The 19,235-nt window shown below is 72.8% G+C and carries 22 protein-coding genes; 8 read left to right on the top strand and 14 right to left on the bottom strand.

Features of this window, described 5'->3' with window-relative positions; all coding sequences use genetic code 11:
- Positions 1-117 precede the first annotated feature (117 nt).
- Positions 118-2,253 (bottom strand): NAD-dependent DNA ligase LigA, encoded by a 2,136-nt coding sequence (gene ligA / locus ABZS77_RS07080; RefSeq protein WP_354818518.1) that lies wholly within the window; start codon positions 2,251-2,253, stop codon positions 118-120.
- Between the two features lie 252 nt (positions 2,254-2,505).
- Here ligA and ABZS77_RS07075 point away from each other — a divergent pair, with 252 nt between their 5' ends.
- Positions 2,506-3,027, top strand: a complete 522-nt coding sequence (locus ABZS77_RS07075; protein WP_354818515.1) for a type II toxin-antitoxin system PemK/MazF family toxin — start codon at positions 2,506-2,508, stop codon at positions 3,025-3,027.
- Between the two features lie 11 nt (positions 3,028-3,038).
- On the opposite strand, the gene ABZS77_RS07070 is transcribed toward ABZS77_RS07075, so the two are convergent.
- The 7 genes from ABZS77_RS07070 to ABZS77_RS07040 all read right to left on the bottom strand — a co-directional run bounded on the left by ABZS77_RS07070 (position 3,039) and on the right by ABZS77_RS07040 (position 9,541).
- The gene (locus ABZS77_RS07070) at positions 3,039-4,049 is read right to left on the bottom strand and encodes an ADP-ribosylglycohydrolase family protein (protein ID WP_354818512.1); all 1,011 of its coding nucleotides are present in this window, start codon (positions 4,047-4,049) and stop codon (positions 3,039-3,041) included.
- Positions 4,050-4,078: 29 nt separating this feature from the next.
- Complete coding sequence (locus ABZS77_RS07065; RefSeq protein WP_354818509.1) at positions 4,079-4,444, bottom strand: VOC family protein; 366 nt, start codon at positions 4,442-4,444, stop codon at positions 4,079-4,081.
- A 36-nt stretch (positions 4,445-4,480) separates the two neighbouring features.
- Positions 4,481-5,485, bottom strand: a complete 1,005-nt coding sequence (locus tag ABZS77_RS07060; protein WP_354818506.1) for a methionine synthase — start codon at positions 5,483-5,485, stop codon at positions 4,481-4,483.
- 49 nt (positions 5,486-5,534) lie between these two features.
- Positions 5,535-6,608, bottom strand: a complete 1,074-nt coding sequence (gene mnmA / locus ABZS77_RS07055; RefSeq protein ID WP_354818503.1) for a tRNA 2-thiouridine(34) synthase MnmA — start codon at positions 6,606-6,608, stop codon at positions 5,535-5,537.
- Between the two features lie 157 nt (positions 6,609-6,765).
- On the bottom strand, positions 6,766-7,941 hold the full coding sequence (locus ABZS77_RS07050; RefSeq protein WP_354818500.1) for a cysteine desulfurase family protein: 1,176 nt from the start codon (positions 7,939-7,941) through the stop codon (positions 6,766-6,768).
- A 107-nt stretch (positions 7,942-8,048) separates the two neighbouring features.
- Positions 8,049-8,714, bottom strand: coding sequence for a class F sortase (locus ABZS77_RS07045; protein WP_354818497.1), 666 nt, complete (start codon positions 8,712-8,714; stop codon positions 8,049-8,051).
- Entirely contained in the window at positions 8,711-9,541 is an 831-nt protein-coding gene (locus ABZS77_RS07040; protein ID WP_354818494.1) for a DUF4397 domain-containing protein, read from the bottom strand. The genes ABZS77_RS07045 and ABZS77_RS07040 overlap by 4 nt, the downstream gene beginning before the upstream one ends.
- Positions 9,542-9,771: 230 nt before the next feature.
- On the opposite strand from ABZS77_RS07040, the gene ABZS77_RS07035 reads away from it, so the two are divergent.
- Both ABZS77_RS07035 and ABZS77_RS07030 read left to right on the top strand, forming a co-directional pair.
- The gene (locus ABZS77_RS07035) at positions 9,772-10,374 is read left to right on the top strand and encodes a sigma-70 family RNA polymerase sigma factor (protein WP_354818491.1); all 603 of its coding nucleotides are present in this window, start codon (positions 9,772-9,774) and stop codon (positions 10,372-10,374) included.
- On the top strand, positions 10,328-11,125 hold the full coding sequence (locus tag ABZS77_RS07030; protein WP_354818489.1) for an anti-sigma factor: 798 nt from the start codon (positions 10,328-10,330) through the stop codon (positions 11,123-11,125). The genes ABZS77_RS07035 and ABZS77_RS07030 overlap by 47 nt, the downstream gene beginning before the upstream one ends.
- Positions 11,126-11,222: 97 nt before the next feature.
- Here the strand turns inward: ABZS77_RS07030 and ABZS77_RS07025 are convergent, their stop codons facing one another.
- The 4 genes from ABZS77_RS07025 to ABZS77_RS07010 all read right to left on the bottom strand — a co-directional run bounded on the left by ABZS77_RS07025 (position 11,223) and on the right by ABZS77_RS07010 (position 14,373).
- Positions 11,223-12,182 (bottom strand): electron transfer flavoprotein subunit alpha/FixB family protein, encoded by a 960-nt coding sequence (locus ABZS77_RS07025; RefSeq protein ID WP_354818487.1) that lies wholly within the window; start codon positions 12,180-12,182, stop codon positions 11,223-11,225.
- Between the two features lie 15 nt (positions 12,183-12,197).
- A complete protein-coding gene (locus ABZS77_RS07020) occupies positions 12,198-12,977 on the bottom strand; it encodes an electron transfer flavoprotein subunit beta/FixA family protein (RefSeq protein WP_354818484.1) in 780 nt (259 codons plus the stop codon).
- A 188-nt stretch (positions 12,978-13,165) separates the two neighbouring features.
- Entirely contained in the window at positions 13,166-13,579 is a 414-nt protein-coding gene (locus ABZS77_RS07015; protein ID WP_354818481.1) for a hypothetical protein, read from the bottom strand.
- Entirely contained in the window at positions 13,576-14,373 is a 798-nt protein-coding gene (locus ABZS77_RS07010; RefSeq protein WP_354818478.1) for a GNAT family N-acetyltransferase, read from the bottom strand. Before ABZS77_RS07010 ends, ABZS77_RS07015 begins: the two co-directional genes overlap by 4 nt.
- Before the next feature lie 41 nt (positions 14,374-14,414).
- Here ABZS77_RS07010 and ABZS77_RS07005 point away from each other — a divergent pair, with 41 nt between their 5' ends.
- Genes ABZS77_RS07005 through ABZS77_RS06995 form a run of 3 tightly spaced genes read left to right on the top strand, consistent with a single transcriptional unit; the run spans position 14,415 to position 15,544 of the window.
- Positions 14,415-14,807, top strand: a complete 393-nt coding sequence (locus tag ABZS77_RS07005; protein WP_354818475.1) for a DUF202 domain-containing protein — start codon at positions 14,415-14,417, stop codon at positions 14,805-14,807.
- Entirely contained in the window at positions 14,804-15,109 is a 306-nt protein-coding gene (locus ABZS77_RS07000) for a DUF202 domain-containing protein (RefSeq protein WP_354818472.1), read from the top strand. The genes ABZS77_RS07005 and ABZS77_RS07000 overlap by 4 nt, the downstream gene beginning before the upstream one ends.
- A 27-nt stretch (positions 15,110-15,136) precedes the next feature.
- Positions 15,137-15,544, top strand: a complete 408-nt coding sequence (locus tag ABZS77_RS06995; protein ID WP_354818469.1) for a PLD nuclease N-terminal domain-containing protein — start codon at positions 15,137-15,139, stop codon at positions 15,542-15,544.
- Positions 15,545-15,595: 51 nt separating this feature from the next.
- On the opposite strand, the gene ABZS77_RS06990 is transcribed toward ABZS77_RS06995, so the two are convergent.
- The gene (locus tag ABZS77_RS06990) at positions 15,596-17,218 is read right to left on the bottom strand and encodes an acetolactate synthase (protein ID WP_354818466.1); all 1,623 of its coding nucleotides are present in this window, start codon (positions 17,216-17,218) and stop codon (positions 15,596-15,598) included.
- Positions 17,219-17,300: 82 nt separating this feature from the next.
- The gene (locus ABZS77_RS06985; protein ID WP_354818463.1) at positions 17,301-18,074 is read right to left on the bottom strand and encodes an enoyl-CoA hydratase-related protein; all 774 of its coding nucleotides are present in this window, start codon (positions 18,072-18,074) and stop codon (positions 17,301-17,303) included.
- Positions 18,075-18,172: 98 nt separating this feature from the next.
- Between ABZS77_RS06985 and ABZS77_RS06980 the strand changes: the two genes are divergently transcribed.
- Both ABZS77_RS06980 and ABZS77_RS06975 read left to right on the top strand, forming a co-directional pair.
- Entirely contained in the window at positions 18,173-18,652 is a 480-nt protein-coding gene (locus tag ABZS77_RS06980; protein ID WP_354818460.1) for a DUF6232 family protein, read from the top strand.
- Between the two features lie 85 nt (positions 18,653-18,737).
- On the top strand, positions 18,738-19,220 hold the full coding sequence (locus ABZS77_RS06975) for a DUF6232 family protein (RefSeq protein ID WP_354818457.1): 483 nt from the start codon (positions 18,738-18,740) through the stop codon (positions 19,218-19,220).
- Positions 19,221-19,235 lie beyond the last annotated feature (15 nt).

Here is a 19,235-nt window from a genome sequence, read left to right as displayed (position 1 = left end):
GCCGGTGCGCACGCCGTGACCCAATGAAACGCCCTCGGCCCCAGCTTTCCCGGTATGACAGTCACGAATCGGTCGTAGTCGTAATTAAGTTGGTATACGCGCCGGGCCGCCGCGAGGTCAGCCCTCGACGCGGGCGACCTCCCGGGCGGCGTCCGGACCGGCGTCCAGCAGCAGCCGGAACCCGTCCTCGTCGAGCACCGGCACCTTGAGGCTGGCCGCCTTGTCGGCCTTGGATCCGGGGTTGTCCCCCACCACCACGAAACTCGTCTTCTTGGAGACCGACCCGCTGACCTTCCCGCCCCGGCTCTGCACCGCCTCGGCGGCCTGATCCCTGGAGAAACCGGCGAGCGTGCCGGTCACCACCACGGTCATCCCCTCCAACGGGCGCGGCCCCTCGTCCACCGCCTCCTCGGCCATCCGTACGCCCGCCTCGGCCCACTTGCGGACCACCTCGCGGTGCCAGTCCACCGCGAACCACTCCCGGATGCTCGCCGCGATGGTCGGGCCGACCCCGTCGACCGAGGACAGCTCCTCCTCGCTGGCCGCGTCGATGGCGTCCATCGAGCGGAAGTGCCGAGCGAGCGCCTGGGCCGCGGTCGGGCCGACGTGCCGGATGGAGAGCGCCACCAGCACCCGCCACAGGTCCCGTTCCCGGGCCACCGCCAGGTTGTCGAGCAGCTTGACCGCGTTGCTGCCCAGGCTGCCGTCCTTGTTGACGAAGAACGGGGACCGCGACAACTGCTCGGCGTCGAGCTGGAAGAGGTCACCCTCATCGGTGATGATCTCCGCGTCGAGCAGGGCCGCCGCACCCTTGTAGCCGAGCACCTCGATGTCGAAGCCGCCCCGGCCGGCGAGGTGGAACACCCGCTCGCGCAGCTGGGCCGGGCAGCTGCGGGTGTTGGGGCAGCGGATGTCGACGTCGCCCTCCTTGGACGGCGCGAGCGGGGTGCCGCAGGCCGGGCAGCTGGTCGGCATGACGAACGGCCGGGCGTCGGCGGGCCGCAGGTCGACCACCGGGCCGAGCACCTCGGGGATCACGTCGCCGGCCTTGCGCAGCACCACCGTGTCGCCGATCAGCACGCCCTTGCGCTCGACCTCGCGGGCGTTGTGCAGGGTGGCGAGCGCAACCGTGGAGCCGGCCACCCGCACCGGCTCGAGCACGGCGAACGGGGTGACCCGGCCGGTACGCCCCACGTTGACGTCGATGTCGAGGAGCTTGGTGGTCACCTCCTCCGGCGGGTACTTGAAGGCGATGGCCCAGCGCGGCGCCCGGCTGGTCGAGCCGAGCCGGCCCTGGATGGAGACGGGGTCGACCTTGACCACCACGCCGTCGATCTCGTGCTCGACGTCGTGCCGGTGCTCGGCGTAGTAGGCGATGTACTCCGCGACACCGGCCAGGTCCGGCACCACCCGCCAGCGGTCGCTGGTCGGCAGCCCCCACGCCTTGAGCGCCGCGTACGACTCGGACTGTGCCGTGGGCCGGAACCCGCGCCGGGCGCCGATGCCGTGCACCACCAGGCGCAGCGGACGGGAGGCGGTGACCCGTGGATCCTTCTGCCGCAGGCTGCCGGCGGCGGCGTTACGCGGGTTGGCGAAGGGCGCACGGCCCTGCTCGACGAGCCCCGCGTTGAGGTCGGCGAACCCGGCGACCGGGAAGTAGATCTCGCCCCGGACCTCCAGCAGCTCGGGCACGTCGGGGTATTCGGCGGACGGGGTGAGCTGGCCGGGCACGTCCCGGATGCTGCGCACGTTCGCAGTGACGTCCTCGCCGGTGCGGCCGTCGCCCCGGGTCGCCGCGCGGACCAGCCGGCCACCCTCGTAGGTGAGGTTGATCGCCAGCCCGTCGACCTTGAGCTCGCACAGGTAGGGCACCGGGCCACCGGCGTCCCGCTCGACCCGCTCGGCCCACGCGGCCAGCTCCTCGTCGGCGAAGGCGTTGTCCAGGGAGAGCATCCGCTCGGCGTGGGTGACCGGGGTGAAGTCGGTGGAGAACGTGCCGCCTACCCGCTGGGTCGGGGAGTCGGGCGTCCGCAGCGCCGGGAACTCCTCCTCCAGTGCCTCCAGCTCGCGCAGCTGCCTGTCGAACTCGGCGTCGGCGATGGTCGGCGCGTCAAGCACGTAGTAGCGGTACTGATGCTCGGTCAGCTCACGGCTGAGGGTGGCGTGCCGTTCGCGCGCCTGCGGCGGCGGCTCCGCGCCGGCCGCCGCCTCCTGAGCCGGGCTGACCTGCTGACCGATCTGCTCCTCGGACACCCCGCCACCTTCGGACACGCCTGCGACCTCCCTGATCACGCTACTCCGGCACGGTATCGGGCCGGGGTGACAATCCGCCGGCCGCCCGCGCCGGTGAAACCCGCCCGTCTCGTGTCCACCGGACGCCGAGCGTCGCCCCGGGGCGCTGCCGGGCTCTGCCGCGCTTCCCACGTCGGACACGAGGGGCGCGGCAGGCCGCCGCGTGCGAGGATCGCCGGACGAAGCGGCAGGTGTCGCACCGAGGAGGTACGCATGCGCGACGGGCTGCTCTGGGCGGCGGTGATCCTGCTGGCGGTGACCGCCGGCTGGGCGTGGAACAGTTGGCGGCACCGGGTGGCGAACCGGCCTCCGGGCACCCGACCGGGTCGGGACACCCGCGGCAGTCGCCCCGCCCCACCGCGCCCACGCGACGCGGGCCGGCCCCGGTCGGGCGACGGCGACCGGGCGGGCGGCACTCCGGCGGCCGGCGAGATCTGGTGGGCGGACGTGCCGTACGCCGACGGCAGCGGATCGAAGGTACGCCCCTGTCTGGTGCTGCGCGCCGACTCGCGGGGTGCCGACGTCCTGAAGATCACCAGTCAGGACAAGAGCGACCGCGACGACCACGTCCGGATCCCCACCCGGGACTGGGATCCGGGTGCCGAGCACGACAGTTACCTGAGCCTGACCGAACCCGTCCGGATCAGCGCGGCCGACTTCGCCGACCGCGCCGGCCGCTGCGACGCCGACCTGTGGCGCAAGGTCCGCGGCCTGCGCCACCTGCCCACCAGCTGACGCCCACCGGGTCAGTCCCAGGCGGCGCCGAGGGCGGCGAGCTGGTCGGCGTACTCGATGCGCTCGGCCCACCCGGCCGGCCAGGCCGCCATCCCGGCTGCCGCGCCCACGAACGCGCCGGCCAGGGCGGCGATCGAGTCGGAATCGCCGGCGGTGGTGGCGCCCCGGGCCAGCGCGGAGACCGGGTCGTCGGCGTGCCGTACGGCGCAGAGCAAGGCGGTGGCCAGCGCCTCCTCGGCAACCCAGCCCTCACCGGTGGCCCGGCACGGGTCGCCGCCGTCGTCCGGCCGCTCCAGGGCTGTGGTCAGCCGGCCCAACGCCGCCAGGCACTCGTCCCAGCCCGCGCTGCTGAACGCCGTCGGGGTGCTGGCACCGGCGCGCTGCCACAGGTCACCGAGCCAGCGCTCCTGATACACCCCGCGCTGGGATCGCGCCCGCTCGACGAGGATCCCGGGAACCTCGGACAGGCCGGCGCCGCCACGCAGGACGAGGACCGCGTACGCGGTCAGCTCGCTGGCGGCCAGCCCGGTCGGATGGCCGTGGGTCAGCCCGGCCTGCAACTGGGCCAGACCGGCGAGCGTGTCCGCGTCGACGTCGAGCAGCCCGACCGGGGTGACCCGCATGTTGGCCCCGCACCCCTTGGAGTCGACAACGGTCGCCGCCTGCCAGGGCAGCCCTCGGCCCAACTCGGCGCAGGCCCGCAGGCAGGTCATGCCCGGGGCGCGGTTGTTGTCCGGGCTGACCGACCAGGCCACGAAGCGGCGCCGCAGCAACGGCTCCACCGCCTCCGGGGTGAACGACGACGCCTCGTGCAGCGCCCCGCCCACCGCCAACGCCATCTGGGTGTCGTCGGTGACCAGGGCCGGGTCGCCGGACAACGCCCGGGGACCGGTCGGGCCGTAGCGGCGCTGGATCTCGGCGACGGACAGGAACTCGGTCGGCTTGCCCAACGCGTCACCGTAGGCGAGACCGAACAGCGAGCCGGAGGCGCGCAGCGCGGAGGGTGAGGTCACGGCGGTCATGATGCCCGGCCGCCGCAACCCCGCCCGGCTCAGTCCCAGCAGAGACAGAACGGGTGACCGACCGGATCCGCGTAGACCCGCCAGCCCTCACCCTCACCGGGCAGCCGCCGGGCGCCCAGGGCGAGCGCCGCCTTCTCGGCGGCCTCGATGTCGTCGACGGTCACGTCGATGTGGAACTGCTGGGGCCGCTCCGGATCGGGCCAGGCCGGCGGACGCAGGTTGAGCGCCCGCTGGAACGCCAGCCGGGGCTGGTGCCCGGGTGGGCCGCCGAGCACCACCCACTCGTCGTCGGAGTCACCCTCGACCAGAGGGATGCCGAGCAACTCGGCGTAGAACGCCCCCAACGCCCGCGGATCGGGGCAGTCGATCACCACTGAACGCAGCTGTCCAACCATGACCGTCATCCTGCCCACCCGGTACGACAGGAAACGTCAGTCCTCGGTGAACCGCCGGCCGGCGTCCCGGCACGCCGCGAGCACCGCCCGGGCGTACTGCGGGGTGGCCCCGGCCAGGCCGCAGGCGGGCGTGACGACCACCTGCTCGGCGAGCTGCCGGCGAGGAAAGCCGAGGCGGTCCCAGAGCTGGCGTACCCGGTCGGCGACCTGCGCGGAGGTCGGCACGGCACCGGCCGACGGCGGCCGGGTCGGCGCGGCCCCGGCCAGCAACCCCAGGCCGGCGTCGATGGCCTCACCCAGCGGGTCCAGATCGGTGACCAGGTCGAGGTCGAGGGCGACCGCCGTGGCGCCGGTGGAACGGATCAGCTCCAGCGGCACCTCCGGGGCGCAGCAGTGCACCACAGTCGGCACACCGACCGCCTCGACGACAGTCCGCAGCAGCGCCGCCGCGTCCGCCGACTCGACCGCCCGGTACGCGCCCAGCCCGCTCTCGGTCGGCACCCGCCCGGCCAGCACCGTCGGCAGTGACGGTTCGTCCAGTTGGAGCAGCACCGAGGCCCGGGGCAGCCGCCGGGCGACCGCCGCCACGTGCGCGCGCAGACCCTCGGCGAGGGAGCCGGTCAGGTCCCGGACCGCGCCCGGATCGCGCAGCAGCCGGCCGCCGATCGGCAGCTCCAGCGCCGCGGCCAGGGTGAGTGGCCCGCCGGCCTGCACCTTGATCGGACCGGCGTACTCCTCGGCCTGCTCGGCGAGCTGGTCCAGGTCGCGTTCCATCAGGTCGCGGGACCGACGCAGGTCCCGCCCCGGGCGGGGAGCGACCCGCCACCGACCGGCGTACAACTCCACGGGCAGCTCGACCAGCAGCCCGGCCGTACGTCCGACCAGGTCGGCCCCCGGTCCACGGGCCGGCAACTCGGGCAGATGGGGCAGCGCGGGAAGCTCACCGAGGACCACCCGCTGCGCCTCGGCGATGTCGGTGCCGGGCAGCGAACCAATTCCGGTCGCCGCGCCGGCCGGCCAGGGCCACGCCTGATCTGTCACGGCCGAAGGCTATCCCGCCGCGGGCGCGAGCCGTGCGGCGACCGGACCGTCAGCCGGTGATGGTGGCGGAGCCGAGGACCACGTCGCCGGCCGGGTCCGGCCGGTACGCCACGATGGCCTGGCCTGCGGCGACACCGCGTACCGGTCGGCGCAGCTCGGCGTGCAGCAGGTCGCCGTCGAGGGCGACGGTGGCCGGCACCACGTCGCCGTGCGCCCGCAACTGCACCTCGCACTCCACCGGGGCGGCCGGGCGCGCGCCGCCGGTCCAGACCGGACGGACGGCCCGGACCTCGGACACCTCCAACGCCTCGGCCGGGCCGACGGTCACCGTGTTGGTCTTCGGCGTGATGGACAGCACGTAGCGGGGCCGCCCGTCCGGCGCCGGCCGGTCCAGGTGCAGGCCACGACGCTGACCCACCGTGTACGCGTACGCGCCGGTGTGGCTGCCCACCACCGCGCCGGTGCTGGCGTCCACCACGTCGCCGGGCGCCTCGCCGAGCCGGCCGGCCAGGAAGCCCCGGGTGTCGCCGTCGGCGATGAAGCAGATGTCGTGCGAGTCCGGCTTGTCGGCCACCGCCAGGCCCCGCTCGGCGGCCTCCGCGCGGACCTGCGCCTTGGTCGAGTCACCGAGCGGGAACATCGACCGGTCCAGCTGCTCGCGGGTGAGCACGGCCAGCACGTACGACTGGTCCTTGGCCACGTCGACGCTGCGGCGCAGCAGCCCGTCCGGGCCGAGTCGGGCGTGGTGCCCGGTGACCACCGCGTCGAAGCCCAGGGCCACCGCCCGGTCCAGCACCGCCGCGAACTTGATCTTCTCGTTGCACCGGAGGCAGGGATTCGGCGTACGACCGGCGGCGTACTCGGCCACGAAGTCGTCCACCACGTCCTCGTGGAAGCGGTCGGCCATGTCCCACACGTAGAACGGGATGCCGATCACGTCGGCGGCCCGCCGGGCGTCGCGGGAGTCCTCCAGGGTGCAGCAGCCACGGGCCCCGGTGCGGTAGGTCTGCGGGTTGCGGGCCAGCGCCAGGTGCACGCCTGTCACGTCGTGCCCGGCCGCCACCGCCCGCGCCGCCGCCACCGCCGAGTCGACACCGCCCGACATCGCCGCCAGAACCCTCACCAGCGAACTCCCTTCCCCACCGACAAGCCTACCCACCCGCCCCGCACTCTCCGTCAGGGCGCGGAGCGACAGCGCCGACCTTGGATGTGTGGTGGCCGCAGAAGCCACCATTCGGCACCACAGGTCGATGATCGACCGCGGGTGGGTCGGAAGGGGGTCAGCGGGGCGTGCGGAGGGCGGCGGCGCGGCGGGCACGGTCGACCGCCGCCGGCAGGGCCGCCACCAGGGCGTCCACGTCGGCCTGGGTGCTGGTGTGGCCGAGGGTGAAGCGCAGCGAGGAGCGGGCGCGGTCGTCGTCGGCGCCCATCGCCAGCAGCACGTGCGAGGGCTGGGCCACACCCGCGGAGCAGGCCGAACCCGTCGAGCAGGCGATGCCCTGCGCGTCGAGCAGCAGCAGCAGGGCGTCGCCCTCACAGCCGGGGAAGGAGAAGTGCGCGTTGCCGGGCAGCCGGTCGACCGGGTCGCCGTTGTAGACCACCTCGGGCACCGCCCGGCGGACCCGTTCGATCAGGTCGTCGCGCAGCGCGGCCACCCGGGCCGCGTACTCCTGCTGGCCCTTCACCGCCGCTTCCACGGCGACGGCGAAGGCGACGATGCCGGCGGTGTCGAGCGTGCCGGAGCGGACGTCGCGTTCCTGACCGCCGCCGTGCAGCAGCGGCGTGGCCGGCACGTCCCGGGCGAGCAGCAGGGCGCCCACGCCGGTCGGACCGCCGAGCTTGTGCCCGGTGACGGTCAACGCGGCGACCCCGCTGGCGGCGAAGTCGACGGGCACCTGACCGACCGCCTGGATGGCGTCGGTGTGGAACGGCACACCGTGCTCGGCGGCGACGGCGGCCAGCTCGGCCACCGGCTGGACGGTGCCCACCTCGTTGTTCGCCCACATGGCGGTGACCACGGCCACCCGGTCGGCGTACGCGGTCAGCTCGGCGCGCAGCGTCTCAGGGTGGAGTCGGCCGACGTCGTCCACCGACAACAGGCCCACCTCGGCGCCCTCGTGCTCGGCGAGCCAGTCGACCGCGTCCAGTACGGCGTGGTGCTCGACGGCGCTGGAGACCACCCGGCGACGGTCGGAGCCGGCGCCCCGACGGGCCCAGAAGATGCCCTTGACGGCCAGGTTGTCGCTCTCCGTGCCACCACCGGTGAAGATCACCTCGGACGGCCGGGCGCCGAGCACGGCGGCCACCCGCTCGCGCGACTCCTCGACCCGGCGGCGGGCACGGCGACCCGCCGCGTGCAGGGAGGACGCGTTGCCGACCTCGCGGGCGGTGGCGACGTACGCCTCCAGTGCCTCGTCGAGCATCGGAGTCGTCGCCGCGTGATCCAGGTAAGCCATCACCGTTCAGCCTACGGCCGGGTTGTCGGGAAGCGGAGGGCGGAGGGGCCTCTCGCGCAACGGCCGGGGTGGGTCTCCCCACCCCGGCCGGTCGACCGCGTACCCGCTCAGGCGGGCACGGCGGTGACGACGATGTTGTCGCGGTACTTGCGGGCCTTGGCGTCGAACGGCCCGCCGCAGGTGATCAGGGTCAGACGCGGCTTGCCGTCCCGGGCGAAGTAACGGTCCAACGGGATCTTGGTCTTGTCGTACTCCTCCCGGGCCACGACCCGGTACTTGCGGACCTTGCCGTCGCTGCCGGTCGCGGTCAGGGTGTCGCCCTGGTCGAGTTCCCGCAGCCGGAAGAACGCGCCCTTGCCCTGCTGGGCGCTGTCGACGTGACCGGCGACGACGACCGAGCCGGCCTCCGCCTCCAGGCCGGGGCCGTACCGGTACCAGCCGATCTTGTCGACGCTCGGCGGCACCTCGAACTCGTTGGTCCGCTTGTTGATGCCGACCGCGTTGATCGTGGCGGTGACGTCGATCGCCGGGATCGCCAGCCGGACCGGCGGGACGATCTCCGCCCCCGCCGGCAGTTCTCCGGCGGTCACCGGGACCGCCGGGCCGTCGGTGGCGCCGGCCGACGGTGCCGGGGTGGCGGTCGCGAGGTTGGCCGCCTCGTCGGCGCCCACGTCCTCCGCCGGCTGGGAGCCGCACGCCACCAGCGTGGCGACGGTGAGCGCGGCAACGCCGGCGGCCAGAGCCGCCAGCGCGCCGCGGTTGCGCACCGTCACTTGCGACCGGTCCGCGCGGTCGCCATCCGCACCCCACCGCCGAGCAGCAGGAGTACGCCGGCACCGGTGAGCACGTACCACCAGGTGTTCACGCCCGTGCCGGCCTGGCCGCCGTCACCGCTGGGCACGCCGCCCGGAGCCGAGTGCAGGCCGGTGATCGTCTGGGCGACCACGTCGAGGGTCTTGCCCTCGGCGGAGCCGATCGCGTAGACGATCGTGGCGGTGCCCTCCTTGAGGTTGAGGTCCGCCGGGCCGATGGCCACGGTGTCGGTGCCGGCCAGCACCACGTCCGCCTTCACCTTGCCCGCGTCGACGTCGCCCTTGGCCTCGTTCGGGTTGGTGAGGTTCTTGAAGACCGGGGTGCCCCCGGCGCGAACGTCCACCTCGGGGGCGGCGGCGGTGTGCCGGACGATCAGCCGCGCCTTGCCGGCGTCGACCTTGGAGACGTCGTTCACGAACGGGGTGATCTTCGGCTGGCCGGCGGCGTCGAGGTGCGCGGCGATGCTGATGTTCGCCCCACCCGGCACCGCGGCGTTGTCGACCTTGAGGATCGCGCTGCCGACCGGCTCGCCCGGCTTGGTCAGCGCGATGTCGTAGTCGCCCTCCTCCAGGTTCAGGGGGCCGGCGACGTCACCGGGCTTGAAGTTGTCGAGCGTCTTCTTGCCGTTGACGTAGACGTCGACCGGGGTGTCCGGAATGCCGTGCACGACGGAGACCTTCGACGTGGCGGCGTACGCGGGGGTGGCGGTGAACGCCCCGACGCCGGCGAACGCCAGCGCGGCGACGGCGCCGCCGGCGGCGACCCGACGGAAGTACGAGAGCTGCATGTCTGCCTCCTGGTGATTACTGCTGATTCGTCAGGCCTGGCTTGCAGAACGGGTTACGCCGGCTCCCCGACGGACGGATGCGCCCGGACGCACTTTTCTTTTTTCGGTCTCGTCCGCATCCGGATCGATGGCGAAAGACGAAGAGCAGGTGAGATGACATCGACCGGGAAAGTGGGGCGGAGGCTGTGGCAGCTACAGTCGGGTATGCCCCATCGAAGGCGAGCCGCCCGATGACGGCGCCACCCCATGATCCAGACCCCCCGGTGGACGACACAGCCCTCCGGTTCCGGGCTGGCGACGAGGCGGCGCTGCGCGAGGCCTACGACCGCTACGGCCGTGCCGTGCTGCACCTGGCCACCACAATGCTGGCCAACCGTGCCGACGCCGAGGACGTGACCCAGGCGACATTCGTCGCCGCCTGGCTGGGAAGGGACACCTTCGACCCGGCCAAGGGGTCGCTGATCGGCTGGCTGCTCGGCATCGGCCGACGAAAGGTGATCGACCGGATGCGGGCCTCGGCCCGGGAGACCCGGGTGGTGGAGACGGTCCGGCAGCTGCCCGAGCCGGCACAGACCGGCCCGGACCCCGACCGTGTGGTGGACCGGCTGGTCGTCGCCGACGAGCTGGCCCGACTGCCGGACGACCAACGGCGCATGCTGGAGTTGGCGTTCTACGACGACCTGACACACCAGCAGATATCGGCGGTGACCGGCGTACCGCTGGGCACCGTGAAGAGTCACATCCGGCGCGGCATGGCGAGCTTGAAACGCAGATGGGAGGTGGACGGTGCAGCACCTGGACCACGACCGGCTGGTCTTTCTGGCGCTCGGTGAGAGCGAGGCGGACAACGGCGAGAGCACCCACCTCGACACCTGCGCGCACTGCCGCGCGGAGATCGAGGCCTTCCAGCAGGTGGCCGGGCTCGGCGCGGAGACGCAGGGTCTCGCCGACCTGCCCGACCCGCCGGAGCACATCTGGCAGGGCATCGCGGCGGAGGTCAGAGCGGCGGAGGCTCTGCCGGCGCTGACCGACTCCCGCCGGCAACAGGTACCCGAGCAGGTGAACGGCACGACGGCCGAGTCGGGCACCGGCACGGCCGTCACCCCGTTGGGTGCGACCCACCGGTCCCGCCGGGGCCGCGGCTGGTCCCGCTGGGCGTCCGTCGCCGTGACCGCGGCGGCCGCCGCGGCGGTCGGTGTGTTGGGCACGGCCTCCGTACTGCGCTCGGACGACCCGGCTCCCACCCCGCCGCAGGCGGTGGTGGCCAGCGCGCCGCTCGCGGCGTACGGATCGACACCGCCGGCGGCCACGGGTGACGCCCGGGTTCTCCAGGACGGCCAACTGCACCTGCATGTGGCGAATCTCCCGAGCGTCCCGGGGTACTACGAGGTCTGGCTCATCAACCCGACGACGATGGAGATGTTCTCGGTCGGCACCCTGGGTGGCGGCTCCGACGCCCTGCTGCCGCTGCCCCCGAACGTCGACCTCAAGAGCTACTCCGTGGTCGACGTCTCGGCCGAGCAGTTCGACAACAACACCCGCCACTCCGGTGACAGCCTCCTCAGGGGCACCCTGACGGGCTGATCGGCGGGCCGGCTCAGCTCCCCGGCCCGCCGATCAGCTCCCCGCGGAAACGACAGTGGCCGCCCCGAATGCTCGGGGCGGCCACTGTCGCGCAGGGTCACTTGCGCTTGCGGATCTCCTCGGCGGCCTGCGGGACGATCTTGAACAGGTCGCCGACGACGCCGAAGTCGGCCAGCTCGAAGATCGGCGCCTCGCCGTCCTTGTTGACCGCGACGATGGTCTTCGAGGTCTGCATGCCGGCCCGGTGCTGGATGGCACCGGAGATGCCGAGCGCCACGTAGAGCTGCGGGGAGACCGTCTTGCCGGTCTGGCCCACCTGGAACTGGTGCGGGTAGAAGCCGGAGTCGACCGCCGCGCGGGACGCGCCGACGGCGCCGCCGAGCAGGTCGGCCAGCTCCTCGACCAGCTTGAAGTTGTCGGCGTTGCCGACACCGCGACCGCCGGAGACGACCACGCCGGCCTCGGTCAGCTCGGGGCGGGAGCCCTTCTGCTCGGCGACCCGCTCGACGACCCTGGCCAGCTTGTCCGTGTCGGTGACCGACACGGTGAGCTGCTCGATCGCCGGGGTGGCGGCGGCCGGGCTCGGGGTGACCGAGTTGGGTCGCACGGTGACCAGCGGCAGGCCCTTGGTGACCTTGGACTTGACGATGGTGGAGCCGGCGAAGGCGACCTGGGTGGCGGTGCCGTCGGCGGCCAGGCCGACCACGTCGGTCAGGATGCCGTTGTCCAGCTTGACGGCGAGGCGGGCGGCGATCTCCTTGCCCTCCTGGGCCGACGCCAGCAGCACGGCGGACGGCTGCACCCGCTGGACCAGCTCGGCCAGCACGGTGGCCTTGGGGGCCACCAGGTAGCCGTCGATCTCGTCACCCTCGGCGGCGTAGATCTTCTCCGCGCCGTACTCGCCCAGCTTGCCGCTCAGCGCCTCGGCCGCGCCGGCGCCGCCGAGCACGACCGCGCTGGGCGTACCCAGCTCACGGGCGAGGGTGAGCATCTCCAGGGTGACCTTCTTGACGCCGAATTCCTTGGTGGCTTCGACGACGACGAGAACCTCAGACATGTCCAGACCCCGCTCTCACACGAACTTCTCGGTGGCGAGGAACTCGACCAGCTTGACGCCGCCCTCGCCCTCGTCGGTGACCTTGGCGCCGCCGGAGCGCGGCGGACGCTTGGAGTGCTCGACGACAGCGCTGGTCGCGCCGTCGAAGCCCACCTCGGTCGGTGCGACGCCGAGGTCGGCCAGGGAGAACGTCTGTACCGGCTTCTTCTTGGCGGCCATGATCCCCTTGAACGAGGGGTACCGCGGCTCGTTGATGGTGTCCCAGACGGAGACCACGGCCGGCGTGGAGGCGGTGACGACCTCGTAGCCCTCTTCGGTCTGCCGCTCGACGGTCAGGTTGCCGCCGTCGACGGTGAGCTTGCGGGCGCCGGTGAGCGCGGCGACGCCGAGCCGCTCGGCGATCATGTGCGGCATGACCTGGACCCGGCCGTCGGTGGACTCCGCGCCGCAGATCACGAGGTCGGCGTTGAGCTGACCGAGCGCGGCGGCGAGCACCTTCGAGGTGGCCACGGCGCAGGAACCGTGCAGGGCGTCGTCCACCACGTGCACGGCCTTGTCCGGGCCCATGGAGAGCGCCTTGCGGATGGATTCGGTCGCCCGGTCCGGACCCATGGTCAGGATGGTGACCTCGCCACCGTGCGCCTCCTTGATCTTCAGCGCCTCCTCGATGGCGTACTCGTCCATCTCATTGATCACGTTGTTCGCCGAACCGCGGTCGACGGTGTTGTCGTCATTGCGCAGGTTGCGGTCCGCGCCCGAATCAGGCACCTGCTTGACGAGTACGACGATATTCATCGCGCTTCGACGACCCTCCTGTGTGGTGATGCGAGTTCGCTCGCCCGGTCTGGGCCGCAGCCTCGCGCGTCGGTCGACGCCTGGTCAACCGCGGGCTGTTGTGCGGTTGCCCACGACGCAATGTTACCTGCCAGTAGGTTGCGGCTCCCGGGCACTCAGAGTGACACAGCTCACCAGCGTCCGCGCAGTCAGGCCGACTCGGCCAACGCGCCCCGGATCCGGTCGATCACCGCGGCCTCGGCCGGCGCCACCCCGTTGTGCGCCCGGGCGGCACGGTCCGCCGCCGTCAACACCACCGAGCGGTACGTCTCCACGTCCGTCGGAGACTTCTCCCGCAGGATCCGCACCGCGCCGGTGAGCGCCGGAAAAACCACCGACTCGATCTCCAACTCGGAGTCGCGGGGCAGCCGGGGCAACGGGCCGGTGGTCAACGCCTCCTTGACCACGCCGCTCGCGCCGGCCAGCGCACCGGACGCGGCGAAGCTCTCCCGGAACACGGCCACCATCCCCGGATCGGCGTTGGTGACCAGGAGGACGGCGCCGAACGCGCCGGTCTTGAGGGTCAACCGCTCCTGGTCCGTCAACCGCTGCTCCATGATCACGGAGTGTAGACGTACGGCGTGGTGGTGGTGACCGGGACGAGACCGAGACGTTGCAGGATGGGCCGGCTGTCCTCGGACGCGTCGACCTGCAACAGCGTCCGGCCCCGCTGGTCGGCCAGCCGGGCCCGGTAGGTCACCAACGCCCGGTAGATGCCCCTGCGACGCCACTGCGGCAGGGTCGAGCCGCCCCACAGGGTGGCGAAGCCGGTGTTTGCCGGGAAACGCACCCAGCCCGCGCTGACCACCGTCCCGTCCGCCTCGGCCACCACGACGGTGATCGAGTGCCGGTCGGCCTCGATCTCCTTGGCCAACCCCCACACGAGGTGCGAGCGGTCCTCCTGCCAGACCTCCTCCTCCATGGCGGCGATCCGCTCCAGGTCCTCCCGGGAGGTCACCTCACGCAGGCGTACCCCCTCGGGTGCCACCGGCAGCGCGGCGGCCAGCGGCGCGACCGGCCCGACCACGACGGTCTCCCGCTCCTGCGGCACGAAGCCCGCGGCGCGGAGCCGGTCGGCCAGGTCCGCCGGCTCGTCGTGCTCGTTGAGCTTCCACTCGACGGACTGGTCACGCCCGCGGAACAGCTCCACCTGCCGGGCGATCAGCTCGTCGAGCTCCGCGCCGGTCAACCCACCCAGGTCGCGGTAGGTGAGGAACCCGCCGGCGTCGAGCCCGACGATCCGGACCAGCGGCCCGTCCCGCTCCACCGTCACCCCGGCCGGGACCGGGTCGGGGATCTCCGGACGGAGTTGGTTGTCGTAGGCGTTGCGCAGCGTCAGCACGTCGAGATCGGTCACCGGCTCAGGCTAAGCCGGACATCAAGCGGATAATCGGCAGCGTGTGGGAGGCGATCAGACGGTGGTTCGACCCGGCAGACCTGCGCTCGGTCGGCGAGCCACCGGACTACCGGTTCTCGCTGGCCAACGAGCGCACGTTCCTCGCCTGGCTACGCACCGGCCTGGCGCTGGTCGGCGGCGGGCTGGCCGCCGCGCAGTTCCTCCCGCCGCTGCCGATGAGTCACCTGCGGGAGGTGATCGCGGTCGCGCTGCTGCTGCTCGGCGGCATCGTCGCGATCCGCGCGGTGGACCACTGGGCGCGTACCGAACGGGCCATCCGGCTCGGTGAGGAGCTGCCCGCCTCCCGGTTCCCCGCCCTGCTCGCCCTCGCCGTCGGCGCCGGCGCGGTACTGCTGGTGATCGCCGTGCTGGTCCGGGCGGTCGGCGAAGGGTGAGCACCGGACGCGATCCCGGGTTGCAGCCGGAACGGACCCGGTTGGCGTGGCGGCGCAGCATGCTGGCGTTGACCGTGGTGACCGCGCTCGCCGTCCGGCTGGGATCGACCGGCGACGCCGTGGGCGCGCTGGCCGCCGGGGGCACCGTGCTGGTCTGGGGCGCCCTGCTCGTGCTGTGCTGGCCCCGGGGCACCGGCACCGGACCGGCCCGTACCGGTGGCCGCACGCTGCCCCTGGTCGCGCTCGGCACCGTCGCGCTCGCGGGGCTGGGTGTGCTGCTCGCGCTTCGCGGACTGTGGTGACGCGACCGGGTGAGCCATGATGGGTGGATGGCCCGGCTCTACGTACTCCTCTTCCTGGCGCAGATCGTCCTCGCCGTATTCGCGCTGATCAGTTGCCTCTCCGCCGAGGACGGCCAGGTGCGCGCCCTCCCCCGGATCGCCTGGGTGCTGATCATCCTGTTCTTCCCGCTGGTCGGGTCGATCGCCTGGTTCGTCGCCGGCCGGGAGCCCAGCGCCCGCGGGACCGCGCCGATCGGCGGTGGCACGGTCCAACGGCCACGTCGACCGCTCGCCCCCGACGACGACCCCGAGTTCCTGCGCTCCGTGCAGGAGCGCGCCCAGCAGCAGGACCAGGAACTGTTCCGCCGCTGGGAGGAGGACCTGCGCCGGCGCGAGGACGACCTGCGCCGCCGCGACGGTGAGCCGCCACGCGAGGGTGACCGGCCCGAGGTGTGAACGCGCGGCCGCCGCCGTCGCCCCGACCGGGGCGACGGCGGCGGGTGCTACTCAGGCCAGGTTCGACGACCGGGGGTACGCGTCGGTCGGGTCGGTGAGCACGTTCACCAGGTACGGCACACCGGAGTCGAACGCGCGCTGCAACGCCGGACCCAGGTCGGCGGCCTTCGCGACCGTCTCCCCCGCCCCGCCCAGCGCGCTGACCACCGTGTCGTAGCGCAACTCCGGCTGGAGGTCGGCGGCGACGTCGTAGCCGTACATGGCCCGCATCGGGTGCTTCTCCAACCCCCAGATGCCGTTGTTGCCGACCACGATCACCACGGGCAGCTTCTGCCGGACCAGCGACTCGACGTCCATCAGCGAGAAGCCCGCCGCGCCGTCGCCCATCAGCACGCAGATCTGCCGGTCCGGGTGGCTGACCCGGGCCCCCATCGCGTAGCCCATGCCGGTGCCCAGGCAGCCGTACGGGCCCGGGTCCAGCCAGGTGCCGGGCTGCGCGGGCTCCAGGTAGCGGCCGGCGTACGAGACGAAGTCACCGCCGTCGCCGATGGTGATCGCGTCCGGGGCCAGCACCCGGCGCAGTTCGCCGTAGATGCGCGCCGGGCGGATCGGGTCGGTCTCGGCGGCCATCTCCGCCGCGTCGCGCGCCTTGGCGGCGTCCTCGGCGGCGCGCAGGTCCGCGATCCAGTCGCCGTGGTCGGCGCGGTCACCAGCGTGGTCGGCCAGCGCGGACAGGATCAGGCGCAGGTCCCCGGCGGGGGCGGCGGCCGGCTGCACGTGCCCGGCGCGCTGGCTGGGAGCGTCGACGATGTGCACCACCTTCGCGTCGCCGAAGTCACCGAAGCTGAGCCGGAAGTCCAGCGGGGTGCCGACCACCACGACGACGTCGGCGCCGGAGAGCGCGGCCCGACGGGCCTTGGCGAAGGAGAGCGGGTGCTCCGGCGGGAGCGAGCCGCGGCCCATGCCGTTGGTGAAGACCGGCACCTGCAACGCCTCGGCGGCCTCCCGCAGGGCGGCGACCGCGTCACCGGCGTACACGTCCGAGCCGGCGATGATGACCGGTCGTTGCGCGGCGGCGATCAGCAGCGCCGCGCGGCCGACCTCCTCCGGGTCGGGCACGACCGGGTCGACGCCCGCCACGGCGGGCAGCTCGACCTCGGCGACCGAGAAGACCGTCTCCAGCGGGAAGTCGAGGAACGCCGGGCCGCGGTGCGGGGTGAGCGCGGCGGTGAGCGCGGCACCCACCGCGCGTGGGATGTCGTCGGTGCTGAACACCGTTTCGGCGTGCTTGGTGACCGGGGCGACCAGCGGCAGGTGGTCCATCTCCTGGAGGCTGCCCGAGCCCCAGCGGAACGCGGGCGCCCTGCCGCCCAGCACCAGCACCGGGGAGGCGTTGAAGAAGGCGCTGGTCATGCCCGAGATGCCGTTGGTGACGCCGGGGCCGGCGGTGAGCACGGCGAGGCCGGGGCGGCGCTGGAGCTTGGCCACCGCCTCGGCGGCGAAGACCGCGGACTGCTCGTGCCGGACGTCGTAGATCGGGAAGTCGGTCTTGTGCGCGGCGTCGTAGAGGGGAAAGACGTGCCCGCCGGACAGCGTGAACATCTCCCGTACGCCGTGCGCGCGTAGCGCCGCCAGCGCCAGTTCCCCGCCGTGACCCTCGAACCGCTCCGTCATTCGCCGCTCCCCTTCGTTCCTCGTGACCGAGGCCCCACGCTACTGGCCGGTAGGAACAATGTGAACCGCTCTCGTCTAATCGTCAGCGGCCGGTGAAGTCCGGCTTGCGCTTCTCCACGAAGGCCGTCATGCCCTCGCGCCTGTCGTCGGTGGCGAACAACGCCGCGAAGAGCTGGCTCTCCCAGGCCAGACCCGAGTTCAGGTCCATGTCCAGGCCGCCGTCGACCGCCAGCTTCGCCGCCCGCAGCGCCTGCACCGGACCGGTCAGGTACGGCGTGATCAACGCGACCGCCGCGTCGTAGACCTCGGCGGCCGGTACGACCCGGTCGGCCAGGCCGATCCGCAGCGCCTCCTGCGCGTCCACCATCCGCCCGGACATGATCAGATCCTTGGCGCGGGCCGGGCCGACCAGGCGAGCCAGCCGCTGGGTGCCACCCGCGCCCGGGATGATGCCGAGCTTGATCTCCGGCTGGCCGAGCTTGGCGTCCTCGGCCACGACCCGCCAGTCGCAGGCCAGCGCCAGCTCGCAGCCACCACCGAGGGCGTACCCGGTGATCGCGGCCACCACCGGCTTGGGGATCCGGGCGATCGCACCGAGCGCGCTCGACAGGTTCGCCGCCCGGTCGGCCATGTCCACGTAGGACATCTCGGCCATCTGCTTGATGTCCGCGCCGGCGGCGAAGACCTTCTCCCCGCCGTACACGATGACGGCGCGGACGCCGGGGTCGTCGGTGGCCGCCGTGGCGGCGGCGCGCAACTCCTCCTGCACCTGGGTGTTGAGCGCGTTCATCGGCGGCCGCTCCAGCCGAATGGTCCCGATGCCGTCAGTGGTCTCCAGCCGAACGAACTCGCCCACGCTGCCCTCACTTCCTCGTCGAAGTCGCGTGCCAACCTTACGACCCGGCTCGTTTGGGTAAGTAGTGTGGTGTCAGCCCCGCGGGCGGGAGTCCAGCCATGATCACGTATTACGACGACAGGTCGGTGCAGGTCACCTCCACCGCCGTCCGGGTGGACGGCCGTAGCTACCCACTGGCCGAGATCACCATGGTCTGGCACCGCCGGGGCACCCGCTCCTGGCGGGTGCTCGTCGGTCGGGGCGCGATCGGCGCCGCACTGGCCGGCCCGCTGATCGCCGCGGTACTCGGCATCGCCCTCGCCGTCTGGCTGCACCGCTCACCCACGGTGACGATCGCCATCGTCGGCGCGTCGGTGCTCGTCGGGCTGGCCGTCGGGCCGGTCGCCGACTTCCTCTTCGAACACCTGGACCGCTCGTACGCCCGGGGCAGCCGTCAACTGGAGATGTGGGCCCGCTGGCGTGGCCAGCCGGTACGGCTGCTGCGCACCGGTGACTCGCTGCGCTTCGGTCAGATCTACCGGGCGGTGCAGCGGGCGGTCGAGCACAGCCACCCGGCCCGCCCGACCAGCCGACGCTAGCCGACCAGCCTGCGGGCGCTCCGCACCGCCGTCGCGGCGGAAGAACGCGCGGGGCGAGGTTGCCCGCCGGTGGTTAGGCTTAGTGATGACCCTCTATTACCGGGACGACGCGGTGCAGGTGACCTCCGAGTCGATTCGTTCGGGTGGTCACGTGGTCGCCCTCTCCGACGTGACGTACGTCTGGCACGCGCGCGGTCCGAAGACGCTCGCGGTGCGCGGCCGGGTGCTCGGTCGCGGTGTCCTGGCGCTGCTGCTCTCGCTGCCCCCACTGGTCGCGCTGGTCTGCGTGGTCTCGCTGGCCTGGTCGGCGCAGGAACGCGGCAACTGGAAGGTGACGCTGATCGTCCTGGCCGCCTTCGCGGTGGGCGCGCTGGCGTTGATCCCGTTCCTGGAGATCCCCCTGGGCTGGCTGGACCGCTCCTACGAGCGCGGCAGCCACGTGCACGAACTGTGGGTGCAGCACCACGGCCGGGAGGACCTGCTGCTGCGCACCCCTGACGCGCTGCGCTTCGGCCAGATCTACCGGGCCGTGCAGCGGGCCGTCGAACAGCAGGGAGACCACAGGTGAGCGCCTTCGGGGCGC

The organism is Micromonospora sp. NPDC005298, from assembly GCF_040607375.1.
Classification (GTDB): Bacteria; Actinomycetota; Actinomycetes; order Mycobacteriales; family Micromonosporaceae; genus Micromonospora.
Note: the sequence above shows the minus strand (reverse complement) of the source record. Positions and strands in the feature narration are given on the sequence as shown.